General features: G+C 70.4%; 13 protein-coding genes. 3 read left to right on the plus strand and 10 right to left on the minus strand.

Annotated features, from left to right (window positions below; all coding sequences use genetic code 11):
• From EDF46_RS02750 to EDF46_RS02770, 5 genes are all read right to left on the minus strand, one after another.
• Positions 1-189 carry a hypothetical protein gene (locus tag EDF46_RS02750; RefSeq protein ID WP_123504730.1) on the minus strand — a complete coding sequence of 63 codons (189 nt, stop codon included), beginning with the start codon at positions 187-189 and terminating at the stop codon, positions 1-3.
• Complete coding sequence (locus EDF46_RS02755; RefSeq protein ID WP_123504731.1) at positions 186-857, minus strand: DsbA family protein; 672 nt, start codon at positions 855-857, stop codon at positions 186-188. Before EDF46_RS02755 ends, EDF46_RS02750 begins: the two co-directional genes overlap by 4 nt.
• Positions 858-908: 51 nt before the next feature.
• The gene (locus tag EDF46_RS02760; RefSeq protein WP_123504732.1) at positions 909-1,757 is read right to left on the minus strand and encodes a type IV toxin-antitoxin system AbiEi family antitoxin domain-containing protein; all 849 of its coding nucleotides are present in this window, start codon (positions 1,755-1,757) and stop codon (positions 909-911) included.
• A gap of 136 nt (positions 1,758-1,893) precedes the next feature.
• Positions 1,894-3,279, minus strand: coding sequence for a glycine--tRNA ligase (locus EDF46_RS02765; protein WP_123504733.1), 1,386 nt, complete (start codon positions 3,277-3,279; stop codon positions 1,894-1,896).
• 68 nt (positions 3,280-3,347) lie between these two features.
• Positions 3,348-4,373, minus strand: coding sequence for an aminotransferase class V-fold PLP-dependent enzyme (locus EDF46_RS02770; RefSeq protein WP_123504734.1), 1,026 nt, complete (start codon positions 4,371-4,373; stop codon positions 3,348-3,350).
• A 70-nt stretch (positions 4,374-4,443) separates the two neighbouring features.
• Here EDF46_RS02770 and EDF46_RS02775 point away from each other — a divergent pair, with 70 nt between their 5' ends.
• Together EDF46_RS02775 and EDF46_RS02780 are read left to right on the plus strand one after the other, a co-directional pair.
• Entirely contained in the window at positions 4,444-5,391 is a 948-nt protein-coding gene (locus EDF46_RS02775; protein WP_123504735.1) for a LysR family transcriptional regulator, read from the plus strand.
• Between the two features lie 125 nt (positions 5,392-5,516).
• The gene (locus EDF46_RS02780) at positions 5,517-6,194 is read left to right on the plus strand and encodes a hypothetical protein (protein WP_123504736.1); all 678 of its coding nucleotides are present in this window, start codon (positions 5,517-5,519) and stop codon (positions 6,192-6,194) included.
• A gap of 168 nt (positions 6,195-6,362) precedes the next feature.
• On the opposite strand, the gene EDF46_RS02785 is transcribed toward EDF46_RS02780, so the two are convergent.
• A complete protein-coding gene (locus EDF46_RS02785; RefSeq protein WP_123505167.1) occupies positions 6,363-7,151 on the minus strand; it encodes an isoprenyl transferase in 789 nt (262 codons plus the stop codon).
• Positions 7,152-7,237: 86 nt separating this feature from the next.
• Positions 7,238-7,996, minus strand: coding sequence for a DNA repair protein RecO (gene recO, locus EDF46_RS02790; RefSeq protein WP_123504737.1), 759 nt, complete (start codon positions 7,994-7,996; stop codon positions 7,238-7,240).
• A gap of 34 nt (positions 7,997-8,030) precedes the next feature.
• On the opposite strand from recO, the gene EDF46_RS02795 reads away from it, so the two are divergent.
• The gene (locus EDF46_RS02795) at positions 8,031-8,726 is read left to right on the plus strand and encodes a trimeric intracellular cation channel family protein (protein WP_233579769.1); all 696 of its coding nucleotides are present in this window, start codon (positions 8,031-8,033) and stop codon (positions 8,724-8,726) included.
• A gap of 33 nt (positions 8,727-8,759) precedes the next feature.
• Here EDF46_RS02795 and leuA read toward each other — a convergent pair whose 3' ends face one another.
• The 3 genes from leuA to EDF46_RS02810 all read right to left on the minus strand — a co-directional run bounded on the left by leuA (position 8,760) and on the right by EDF46_RS02810 (position 12,646).
• Entirely contained in the window at positions 8,760-10,520 is a 1,761-nt protein-coding gene (gene leuA, locus EDF46_RS02800) for a 2-isopropylmalate synthase (protein WP_123504738.1), read from the minus strand.
• Positions 10,521-10,658: 138 nt separating this feature from the next.
• Positions 10,659-11,366: a response regulator transcription factor gene (locus tag EDF46_RS02805; protein WP_123504739.1), complete on the minus strand. Its 708-nt coding sequence runs from the start codon at positions 11,364-11,366 to the stop codon at positions 10,659-10,661.
• Positions 11,363-12,646, minus strand: coding sequence for a sensor histidine kinase (locus EDF46_RS02810; RefSeq protein WP_123504740.1), 1,284 nt, complete (start codon positions 12,644-12,646; stop codon positions 11,363-11,365). The genes EDF46_RS02805 and EDF46_RS02810 overlap by 4 nt, the downstream gene beginning before the upstream one ends.
• Positions 12,647-12,686: the final 40 nt, after the last annotated feature.

A 12,686-nucleotide genomic window follows, 5' to 3' on the forward strand; every position in this document is an offset into this window, starting at 1 on the left:
TCAGAGGGCTGCGCCCTCGTCGAGAGCCGCGGCCACGGCACGGGCCGAAGCCGCTGCGGCCTCGTCATGGGTGGGCTCGATGTCGACGTCGCCCGCCGTCACTCCGTTGAGAGGCAGCGGCACCAGGCAGGAGTCGCCCTCGCACGCCATCGCGTCGGCATCGCCGAGCATGGTGAACGGGGTGCTCACTCGGCGCCCGTCGGCTGGGGCGCGGCCTCGGCGGCCACCGTCTCGAGCACGTTCGCGAACGTCGCGGGATCCTGCGCCCCCGACACCCCGTACTTGCCCTCGAAGACGAAGAACGGCACGCCGTTGATGCCGAAGGCCCGCGCCTGCTCCTGATCGGCACGCACCGACGGCAGGAACTCGCCCGACTCGAGCGCAGCCAGCGCCTCCGCGCGGTCCAGCCCCGCCTCGGCGGCGACGTCGGCGAGCACATCCAGGCGGCCGAGGTGCCGGCCGTCCTCGAAGTAGGCCTGGAGCAGGCGCTCCTTCATGTCGACCTGCATGCCCTTCGACTTCGCGAAGTGGATCAGCTCATGCGCCTTCACGGTGTTGGTGTGGTGCATGGCCTCGAAGTCGTAGGCGAGTCCCACCGATGCGGCGATGCCGCGGACGTTGTCGAGCATGCCCTGGGCCCGGTCGGTCGGGATGCCCTTGTGGACGGCGAGGAACTCGGCCTCGTTGCCCTCGAAGTCGACGGGGGTGTCGGGCGACAGCTCGAACGAGTGGTACTCGACCTCGACGTCGCCGTCGAACGCGTCGACGGCCTTCTCGAACTTGCGCTTGCCGATGAAGCACCAGGGGCAGGCGATGTCGGACCAGATGTCGACCTTGATGGGGGCTGCAGAACTCACGGTGGCCCGAACACGGCACGGCTCGCCCGTATTCCGGCCTTCAGCCAGTCGTTACCTGCGCGGCCGTGGTCGTGATCGCCGAGGCGCCCAATGCGTGGTCAGTGCCGTCTCGATTGCGCCCAGGACCCTCGGCCAATCGGCGCGCACCATCGCGTAGGAGGCGCGCATCGCGATCCGGCCATCGGTCAGGATAGCGAGGTCCTTGAGCCGGTCGGTCTCGAACGTGTCGGCGTGGAACGTGCGGCCATCGAGCTCGAGAGCGACGACACCGTCGATGACCAGGTCTATTGCGCCCAGGCCGAGCGGCACCTGAGAGGTCACGTGGTGTCCCGCGCTTCGAACGCGAGTTCGGACGATGCTCTCGAGCACGCTCTCGCACGAGATGTCGACCCAAGCGGCGATGTCTCGCAGAGGCGTCGGTAGCCCCGCTGCGAACACATGGAGATCGACGACGTCGAGCTGGTCGGTGTGGTGGGCCCAGTCGAGCACCGCCACGGCCTCCTCGAAGGGCAAACGCCTCACCGCGTGGCCCAGGGCCTCGGCGAGAGGCACGACCGGAGATCCCCGGGGGGCGCGCCCGTGAAAGATCCGGACGTTTCGCGGGATGGACGGAGGCACGGGCGATCCAGCAGTCAGGACGACGTCGATGACACAGGCACGATTCCAGAGCCACGAGCCATAGAGCTGCAGCGCGGAGACGCCGGTGAGGGAACCTCCGAGGCTTACCGCGATAACCCGGGGGTCATGGGGTGGAAGCGTCGAGTACCAGCCGCGGATAACCCGACGCACTTGACCGGAACGCACGGCGCGGGTGAGGTCGGCACCCGTGAGGCCGCTCGCTACGAGCTGCTGCCGGGTGGCCAGGCCGCCGAGGGTGCGGACGGCGGGTGCGGCTTCCATCCGTCAAGCCTGGCGGAGGCGGGCGGGTTCCTGCTCGCGCTCTCCACAGGAGCAGAAAAATGGCAAAACCGACCCGGAAGGCTCCGCGAGGGGCGATCTGGGCCGGTTTTGCCAGATTTCTGGAGACAGGGCGGGGTCAGCAGCCGAGCAGCCGCGCCCCGAGGTACGCGTCGAGCTGGTCGAGCGGCACGCGCTCCTGCGACATCGTGTCGCGCTCGCGCACGGTCACCGCGTTGTCGTCGAGCGAGTCGAAGTCGACCGTGACGCAGAACGGCGTGCCGATCTCGTCTTGGCGGCGGTAGCGGCGGCCGATGGCTCCGGCGTCGTCGAAGTCGATGTTCCAGAGCTTGCGGAGGCCGGCTGCGACCGAGCGGGCCAGCGGCGAGAGGTTCTCGTTGCGCGAGAGCGGCAGCACGGCGACCTTGACCGGCGCGAGGCGACGGTCGAGCTTGAGCACGGTGCGCTTGTCGACGCCGCCCTTGGCGTTGGGGGCCTCGTCTTCGTGGTACGCGTCGACCAGGAACGCCATCAGCGCGCGGGTGAGGCCGAACGCCGGCTCGATGACGAACGGGGTCCAGCGCTCGTTCTTGCCCTGGTCGAAGTACGACAGGTCGACGCCCGATGCCTTCGAGTGGGTGGTGAGGTCGAAGTCGGTGCGGTTCGCGACGCCCATGAGTTCGCCCCACTCCGACCCGGTGAAGCGGAACTTGTACTCGAGGTCGACGGTGCGCTTCGAGTAGTGCGACAGCTTCTCGGTCGGGTGCTCGTACCGGCGCATGTTCTCGGGGGTGATGCCGAGGTCGAGGTACCAGGCCTCGCAGGCGTCGATCCAGTAGTCGAACCAGGTGTCGTCGGTGCCGGGCTCGACGAAGAACTCCATCTCCATCTGCTCGAACTCGCGCGTGCGGAAGATGAAGTTGCCGGGGGTGATCTCGTTGCGGAACGACTTGCCGACCTGCGCGATGCCGAAGGGCGGCTTCATGCGGGCCGCGCCCATGACGTTGTTGAAGTTCACGAAGATGCCCTGGGCCGTCTCGGGGCGGAGATAGGCCATGCCCTGCTCGTTGTCGACGGGGCCGAGGAAGGTCTTGAGCAGGCCCGAGAAGTTCTGCGGCTCGGTCCACGAGCCCTCCTGGCCGGTGTCGGGGTCGCGGATGTCGGCGAGGCCGTTGACCGGAGGGTGGCCGTGCTTGGCCTCGTACGCCTCGAGCAGGTGGTCGGCGCGGTAGCGCTTGTGCGTGTGGAGCGACTCGACGAGCGGGTCGCTGAAGACCTCGACGTGACCGGAGGCCTCCCACACGGTCCGGGGCAGGATCACGGAGGAGTCGAGCCCGACGATGTCGTCGCGGCCCTGGACCATGAACTTCCACCACTGCTGCTTGATGTTCTCCTTCAGCGCAGTGCCGAGGGGCCCGTAGTCCCATGCGGAGCGGCTGCCGCCGTAGATCTCGCCCGCCTGGAAGACGAAGCCGCGGCGCTTGGCCAGGGCGATGACGGAATCGAGACGGTTCGGTGCTGCCACGTGAGGTACTCCCAGAGTTCTGCCCGAGCTGGATGCGCGGGGATGCGACAAAGCCTATGGCACAGCGCCTACCTGCCGACGGCGCGGAGCACGGCCTCGACGTCGGCTCCGTCGTTCCAGACGTGGAACGCGACTCTCACCCGCCCGGCCCGCCCCGACACGGTCAGCCCGGCCTCGGTCAGACGTACGAGGTCATCGCCGGACTGGTCGGGCCAGGTCACGATCGCCTGCCCCTGGCGGCCGATCCCGAGCCCGTCGCACAGCGCGTCGCCGAGCGCCGTCGCGTGCTCCCACGACGCCTGGGCCGATGTCGAGGCGAACAGCTCGAGCGCGGGCGCCGCCCCGACGACGGCCTGCCACGCGGGCGACACGTCGAATCGCCGCGCCGACGATGCGAGCTCGAATCGGCTGCCGTAGCAGGACGCCCACACGTCCTGCCCCGCGTACCAGCCGGCCTGGATCGGCACGAGAGCCGCCGCGAACGCCGGTGACAGCGTCAGGAACGACACCCCGCGCGGGCAGCACAGCCACTTGTAGGCGTGGGTGACCGTCGCATCGTAGAGCGACGCGTCGACCGGCAGGACGCCCGCCGCCTGGGTGAGGTCGACGAGGGTGCGGACACCCGCCGCGCGCGCGACGGGCGCGATGCGCGGTGACGCGACCTCGCCGGTCGCCGACTGCACGAGCGAGTAGGCGACGAGCCAGGTCTGGTCGGTGAGGGAGTCGGCGAGGGCGGCGAGCGGCACGGCGCGCACCCGCAGCCCGTACGCCGCGAAGGGTGCGACGACGGACGAGAACTCGCCCTCGGCGCAGAGGATCTCGGCGCCGTCGGGCGCGGCGGCCGCGATGACCGACACCTGCGCCGACACCTGAGACCCGATGGCGATGTCGTCGACGGGGACTCCGACGATCCGGGCGAACGCGGCGCGGCAGTCGTCGGCCACGCGGCCGTATTCGGCCGGCGACACGACCCCCGACTCCCACGCGTCGAGGTCGGCGCGCAGGGCGTCGAGCGTCGGCCGGGCGGGGAGCCCGCCGGTGCAGGCGGCGAGGTAGCCGGTGCCCGACGGAAAGAGCGCTGCGAGGGGGTGCATGCACCCAGCGTCCCGGGAAGCCGCCCATCACACAACGGCCAGCTGCGACGGGAGGCCATAACATCGGGTTATGGATGTCCACGACCTCCGCGCCCTCCGCGCCCTCGCCGAGACCGGCAGCATCACCGCCGCCGCAGCGCGACTCGGCTACAGCCAGCCCGCGATCACCCAGCGCCTGCGCCGGGCCGAGGCGGAGGCCGGCCAGCCTCTTCTGCTCCGAACCGGCCGCACCGCGACGCTGACCGAGGCTGGTCGGCGCCTCGCGCGCCACGCCGTGCACGTCGAGGCCGCCCTGGCCGCGGCGCACGACGAGCTCGACGCCCTCGCCGGCACCGAGAGCGGGGCACTCCGCCTGGCCGGGTTCCCGAGCGCCTCCCCCACCCTCGTGCCGGCCCTGCTCGCCGACCTGGCCGCGCGGCACCCGGGGCTGACCACGTCGTACCTCGAGGCCGAGCCTCCCGAGGCCGTCGAGCTTCTGCGCCGGGGCGAGATCGACCTCGCGCTCACGTTCACCTACCCCGGCGACGGCGGGCTGCCCGACGCGGACGTGGTCGAGGTGCCCCTCTTCCGCGACACGATGCTGGCGGTGGCGCCCGCCGGGACGTTCCCGGCGCAAGATGCCGGCCATCTCGAGTTCCTGCGCGAGATGCCCTTCATCGCGGGGTGCCCCCGCTGCCGCGGCCACCTGCTCGCCGTGTGCCGCCTCGCCGGGTTCGAGCCGCGCATCGTGCTCGAGACCGACAACGCCCTGGCCGTGACGGGGCTCGTCGCGGCCGGACTCGGCGTGGCCCTGCTGCCCTCGCTCTCGCTCGTGCCCGCAGCGCTTCCCGACGGCGTCGAGGTGCGAGCCCTGGGCGATGACAGCGACCGGATCGTGGCCGTCGCGCACGCTCGCGGTGCGGAGGGGATCCCCGCGGTGGGGGCCGGGCTCCGTGCTGCCCGCCGGATCGCTCCCGCGTCGTTCGGGCTCCGTGCGGCCGAGCGCCGTCGCGCCGAGCAGCCCGCCGCCGCCGGCTGAGCCCGGGCGGGGCCCCGCGCCGTGCCGCCGTCGTGCCCTCCGCCCCGGCAGGCCCCGCGCCGCCCCGCCGCCCGCCCAGCCCCCGCCGGTTAGGCTTGACGCGTTCCCACCGAAAGGCCCGACCCGTGCGCAGACGACTCCCCGCGGCGCTCACCGCCGCCGCCCTCGTGGCCGTGCTCGCCGGGTGCGCTCCGAGCGTCGGAACCCTGACGCCCCTCGGCGACAGCGGCTCGCAGGCGGGCACCGGCACGGGCGGATCGACCTCCGCTCCGCAGCCGCAGGTGACGGGCGGTACCGGCTCGGGCGGCTCCTCGTCGTCGAGCGTCGACCCGCAGACCCTCGCGCCGGGCGGCACGCTTCTCAACCAGGTCAACTACAAGGACCTCACGATCTACGTGTACCGCGTCGGCGAGATCACGACCTCGGCGAAGTCGATCTACGCCCGCCCGGACGGCACCGATCCGTACCCCGCCGGCACGAAGGTGGAGGTGACGGCCTACGTGCTCGTCAACGACTCCAACCAGCGGCTCGACCTCACCGACCTCTCGGCCGACTACTCGTCGTACGGCAACAAGCTCGCCACGCAGGACACCTTCGCCGGCCAGGACCTCCTGGAGAAAGACGGCTACTCGACCGACCTCGGCTCGCAGTTCCCGGCCGGGTCGTCGACCTGGTACCTCCTGCCGGGCAAGGGCGTCGTCTTCGCCAACGCGTGGTTCCACCGCACGAGCGACGGACCTCTCACGTTGCAGTTCCTGTGGCCGTCCGAGCGGATCTTCCTCGGCGCGAACATCACCTTCTGAATTTATCGCGGCGCCGCGCAGTGGCGCCGGACCTCGGACACGCCTCGGTCGTCCGGCGTCACGGCGAGCCACCACCGGTCTTATCGCGGCGCCGCGCAGTTGCGCCGGACCTCGGACAAGCCTCGGTCGTCCGGCGTCACTGCGAGCCACCACCGCGGCGCCTCGGGATCAGGCGGGCGACGGCGCGTCGACAGCGCCGCCGAACCTCCGGCCTCGGTTCGTGTACTGGTCGATCGCGCCCCACAGGTCGTCGCGCGTGAAGTCGGGCCAGAGCCGGTCGAGGAACACCATCTCGGCGTACGCCGACTCCCAGAGCTGGAAGTTCGACGTCCGCTGCTCGCCCGACGACCGCACGAACAGGTCGACGTCGGGCAGCTGCGACTGGTACAGGTGACGCTGGATCACCTTCTCGGTGATGCCCGTCGGCTTGAGCCGGCCGGCCGCCACCTCAGCGGCGATGGACTGCATCGCGTCGGTCAGCTCGTTCCTGCCGCCGTAGTTGACGCACATGTTGAGCGTCATGGTGCTGTTGCCCCGCGTGGCCTCTTCGGCGACACGGAGCTCGTTGATCACGGAGGCCCAGAGCTTGGGGCGGCGGCCCGACCAGACGATCTTGACGCCCCACGCGTTGAGCTGCTCGCGGCGGCGGTGCAGCACCTCGCGGTTGAAGCCCATGAGAAAGCGGACCTCTTCGGGCGAGCGCTTCCAGTTCTCGGTCGAGAAGACGTAGACGCTGAGGTGCTCGACACCGGCCTGGATCGCGCCCGCGACGACTTCGAGCAGCGCCGCCTCGCCCGCCTTGTGTCCCTCGATCCGCGGCAGCCCGCGGGCGTTGGCCCAGCGCCCGTTGCCGTCCATGACGACCGCGACGTGCTTCGGCACCGTGCCCGGCGCGTAGCTCGGCGGGGTGCCTCCCTGCCAGTCGAGCGCCTTGTACTCCATGTCGGCGGGCATCATCGAGGCGGGAGCGCTGACCGGTGCGGCCGAGCGGCGGAAGAGTCCGCGCTTGGGAGCCGGCGGGGTCGAGATCGGCGGGGTGGAGCTCAAAGGACTTCTCCTGTTCGTGCGACGACCGACGGCGTGCGGTCGAGGTGCGGCAACGACCGGAGCCCGCGCTCCAGGTGCCACTGCGTGTAGGCCGCGACGACGCCGCTGGCCTGATTGCGGGTGTCGTCGGGTGCTGCCTCGGCGATGCCCCAGTCGCCGCTCAGCAGGGCGCCGAGCAGTTCGAGGGTCGCAGGATTCAGGCGCGGCGCCCCGGGGGGTGCCGCGGCGTCGGCCACCACCCCGCCGAGCTGCACCACGAACGCGCTGTGCGGCCCGGGGGCTCCGGTCACGGCGCAGTCGCCGAAGCTCGGCGCCCACCCGGCGATCGAGAGGGCGCGGAGCAGGTACGAGTCGAGGATCAGCTGCGGGTCGTGCTCCCGCCGCGCCAGGGACCGGAGCGCCCCGACGAGCAGGAGGTACTGCTGCAGGCCGGCCTCGGCGTCGGTGAGCTTGTCGGCGGTCTCGACCATGACGTTCGCGGCCGTGTAGCTGGCGTAGTCCGAGACGATGTCGGCCCCGTACGAGCCGAGCGACACGGCCTGAGTGACGATGTCGAGCGAGCGGCCCTCGTAGAGCTGCAGGTCGGCGACCATGAACGGCTCGAGCCGGGCGCCGAACTTCGAGGCGGTGCGGCGCACGCCCTTCGCGACGGCGCGGATCTTGCCGTGCTGACGGCTGAGCATCGTGAGGATGCGGTCGGCCTCACCCAGCTTGTGGGTGCGCAGGATCACGCATTCGTCTCGGTACACGGGCACCGTCCCAGTATCCCCCGCATGGCAGAATCACTGGGTGTCCGCCACAGCCTTCTCCATCCCCCTCTGGGCGGATCTTCTGGCCGTAGCGATCGGCAGCCTGCAGGGCGCGCTGTTCGCGAGCCAGTTCCGTGAGCGCCGGGTCGACCTGCTCGGCGTCGCGATCATCGGCACGGCGACCGGGCTCGGCGGCGGGATCCTGCGCGACGTCCTGATCGGCGAGGTGCCCCGGGCGATGCAGAGCAACTGGTATCTGCTGACGGCTGTGCTCGCGGCGCTGCTCGGCATGCTCCTGCAGCGGATCTTCACCCGCCTGGCCGGCTTCATCACCGTGCTCGACGCGCTCACCATCGGCCTCTTCGGGGCCATCGGGTCGACCAAGGCGCTCGCTCTCGGCCTGCCCGAGATCCCCGCCGTGTTCGTCGGCGTCATCTCGGCCGTCGGCGGCTCGGTGCTGCGCGACCTCCTGATGAATCTGACGATCGCGATGATGCACGTCGGCTCGCTCTACGCCGTGGCGGCGGGCGCCGGCACGGCCGTGCTCGTGGCGCTCGTCACGTTCGGCGTGCCCACCCTGGCCGCAGCGATCGCAGGAACTGCCACGACCTTCAGCATCCGCCTTCTCGCGGTGCGCTTCGGGTGGAGCCTGCCGGAGCAGCGCGCCCTCTCGCGGCTGCCCCGCTGGCGCACCCGCACGCCGAAGACTCCCGAGACGCACGAAGACACCGCCTAGCGACGGTGTCTTCGCGCGAGAGCGGTATCGGGGCTAGGCCGTCGCGAGCTCCGGCTCGGCCACCGTGGAGCGCAGCGCGCGGTTGACCGCGGACACGATGGCCTTGAGGCTCGCCGTCGAGATGTCGGCGTCGATGCCGACGCCCCACAGGCGGGTTCCGTCGACGTCGAGCTCGACGTAGGCCGCGGCCTGCGCATCGCCCGAGGCGCTGAGGGTGTGCTCGACGTAGTCGTACAGCTTCACCTCGACGCCCTGCTGCGACAGCACCTCGATGAAGGCCGCGATCGGCCCCGACCCGGTGCCCTCGGTGGTGACCGCGCTCGTTCCTGCGCGCAGATCGACAGAGAGGTGCGTGACGCCCGACATGTCGCTCCGGGTGCCGGTACGGGTCAGCTCGAAGTGGCCCCACTTGTCTTCGGCGACGCGCGACGGGAGGTACTCGTCTTGGAAGATCTCCCAGATCTGCTCGCTCGTGACCTCGCCGCCCTCGCTGTCGGTCGTCGACTGCACGACGCCCGAGAAGTCGATCTGCAGCTTGCGTGGCAGGTCGAGCGAGTGGTCGGTCTTCAGCAGGTAGGCGACTCCGCCCTTGCCCGACTGCGAGTTGACGCGGATGACCGCCTCGTACGAGCGGCCCAGGTCTTTCGGGTCGACGGGCAGGTAGGGAACGGCCCAGACGAGGTCGTCGACGCCCTTGCCCTGTGCCTGAGCCGACGCGGCCATGGCCTCGAAGCCCTTCTTGATGGCGTCCTGGTGCGAGCCGCTGAACGCCGTGTAGACGAGGTCGCCGGCCCACGGGCTGCGCTCGGGCACCGGCAGCTGGTTGCAGTACTCGGCGGTGCGCTTGACCTCGTCGAGGTCGGAGAAGTCGATCTCGGGGTCGATGCCCTGCGTGAACAGGTTGATGCCCAGGGCGACCAGGTCGACGTTGCCGGTGCGCTCCCCGTTGCCGAAGAGGCAGCCCTCGATGCGGTCCGCGCCGGCCATGTAGCCCAGCTCGGCCGCGGCGATGCCGGTGCCGCGGTCGTTGTGCGGGTGCAGCGACAGGATGACGTTCTCGCGGTGCGCCAGGTGGCGGCTCATCCACTCGATCGCGTCGGCGTAGACGTTGGGCGTGGCCATCTCGACGGTCGCCGGCAGGTTGATGATCACGTTGCGCTCGGGCGTCGGCTCGAAGACCTCGATGACGGCGTTGCAGATGTCGCGGGCGAAATCGAGCTCGGTGCCGGTGAACGACTCGGGGCTGTACTCGTAGTAGACCGTGGTCTCGGGGACCGTCTTCTCGGCCTCCCTGCAGAGACGCGCACCCTCGAGAGCGATGTCGATGATGCCCTGGCGGTCGGTGCGGAAGACAACGTCGCGCTGCAGGATGCTGGTCGAGTTGTACAGGTGGACGATGGCCTGCTTGGCGCCCTTGATCGACTCGTAGGTGCGGTTGATCAGGTGCTCGCGCGCCTGGGTGAGCACCTGGATCGTGACGTCGTTTGGGATCGCGTTCTCGTCGATCAGGCTGCGGACGAAGTCGAAGTCGGTCTGCGAGGCCGACGGGAAGCCGACCTCGATCTCTTTGTAGCCCATCTTCACGAGCAGGTCGAACATGATCCGCTTGCGCTCGGGGCTCATCGGGTCGATCAGCGCCTGGTTGCCGTCGCGGAGATCGACCGCGCACCAGCGCGGTGCCTTCTCGATGCGCTTCGTCTGCCAGGTGCGGTCGGGCAGGTCGACGACGATCTGCTCGGAGTACGGCACGTACTTGTGGATCGGCATCCCGGAGGACTTCTGGTTGTTCTGCATTGGTCTCTCTACCTCATTCGAAAGTGCGGCCGGATACGACGGACACCGCGACGAGGGAGGCCTTTAGAACGAGGTCTCGTCGCGGCAGCTAAGAAGGAGCAGGCCGAACAGCACGAGAACACGCTAGCACTGGTTTTGTTATGAGGTCAGCCCGTGCTCGTACGCGTAGACGACGAGCTGCACGCGATCGCGCAGCGACAGCTTGGCCAGGATCCGCGAGATGTGCGTCTTGACCGTCGCCTCGCTGAGGAACTCCCGCTGGGCGATCTCGGAGTTCGACAGGCCGCGCGCCGCCGACTGGAAGATGTCGCGCTCGCGCGTGGTGAGCGACTCGAACGCCTCGGGCACGGCCTTCGAGCCGGCGCTCCCGCCGTCGAAGTGCTCGAAGAGCTCGCGCGTGGCCGATGCCGCGATGACCGCCGTGCCGGCGTGCACGGTCCTGATCGCGGCGAGCAGGAACTCGGGGTCGCTGTCTTTGAGCACGAAGCCGCTGGCCCCGCCCCGGATCGCCCGGGTCGCCGCCTCGTCGAGGTCGAACGTGGTGAGGACGAGGATGCGCGGCGCTGGCCTGCCCTCGCGGTCGGCCTGCTCGAGGATCGCCGTCGTCGCCGCGATGCCGTCCATGACGGGCATGCGGATGTCCATCAGGACGACGTCGGGGCGGGTCCGCGCCACGACCTCGACACCCTCCGCGCCGTCGCCCGCCTCCCCCACGAACTCGAGGTCTCGCTGCGACGAGACGACCATGCGGATTCCCGCGCGGAAAAGCGCCTGGTCGTCGACGAGCACGACCTTGATCGTGGTGGACGGAGCCGCGGTCGCGGTGGATTCGGGGGCAGAGCTCATCGGAGGCGGACTTCCTGGGTCAGGGCGGTCGACGGAATGGTCGCGCGGACGATGAAGCGCCCGCCGGCCTGGTGCGTGGTGAGAGTTCCGCCGGCGAGGGACGCGCGCTCGCGCATCCCCACGATGCCATGTCCGCGGCGCTCGTCGGGTCGGAACTGGCCGCTCGTCGTCAGAGCGGAAGGGTCGATCGCCTCGGTCGGGAGCACGGTCGACGCGATCACGATGATGAGGTCGTCGGGCCGCCAGTCGAAGAGCACGTCGACGGTGGAGCTGCGGTCGCCGTGGCGGAGGACGTTCGTGAGCGACTCCTGCACGATGCGGTAGATCGCGAGCTGGCGGTTGCCGCCGAGCTGGGCGGGAGTGCCGCTCGAGCGCAGGTCGATCGAGAGGCCGGCGGTCGTCATCTGGTCGACGAGCTTCTCGAGGTCGCCGAGGACGGGCTGCGGCGCCGCGCCCTGACTGTGCCGCAGCTGGCCCAGGAGCACCCGCACCTCCACCAGGGACTCCCGGGCGGTCGCCGCGATGGTGCTCAGGCTGTCCTCGACGGAGCCCGGGTCGGCGCGGTAGGCGTACCGGGCGCCGTCGGCCTGGGCGATGACGACGGCGAGCGAGTGGGCGACCACGTCGTGCATGTCGCGCGCGATGCGCGAGCGCTCCTGCTCGACGGCGATGTCGCGCTCGGCGCGGGCCGCGTCGCTGGCCGCGCGGGCGGCCTCGCTCTCGGCGCGAGCCGCTTCGCGCTCGGCGACGAGCTGGGCGTCGCGGCTCTCGCGGGCGGCGTAGCGCGTGCGGACCAGCTGACCGCCGACCCACGGGAGCCCCAGGAGCGCGAGGAAGCCGAGGAAGGTGATGCCGATCTGCAGGAGCAGCTGGATCAGGTCGGTCGCATTCGTCACGTCGTGCGGCACGCCGAAGAGCGACAGCTGGGCGAAGGTCACGTAGAACATGCCGACGGCGGCCCCGACGCCGACCGAGCCGAGTCCGAGCCACTTGACGCGCGGGCTGCCGTGGGCGGCGGTCGCGTAGAGCACGGCGCAGATCGCGAGATTCGAGACCTGGGGCGTCGACAGGGTGAGCATCTCGAACGCCGCCGTCGCCCACGCGAGCGAGAGCGCGGCCGCCGGCGACAGGCGGCGGAACACGAGGCAGAGGACCATGCCGAGCGTGATGACGAGCGACAGCGGATTGGCGTGCAGATCGAACGGGAGGCTCGCGAGCCCGACGACCACGGCGATCGCGATGTCGGCGACGATCTGAGAGGTGCGGAGGCGGACGTTCACCCCACCACGGTACGGGGTCGAGGCTTCTCGATCAGGCTCT

The sequence above is a fragment of the Frondihabitans sp. PhB188 genome (genome assembly GCF_003752365.1).
Classification (GTDB): Bacteria; Actinomycetota; Actinomycetes; order Actinomycetales; family Microbacteriaceae; genus Frondihabitans.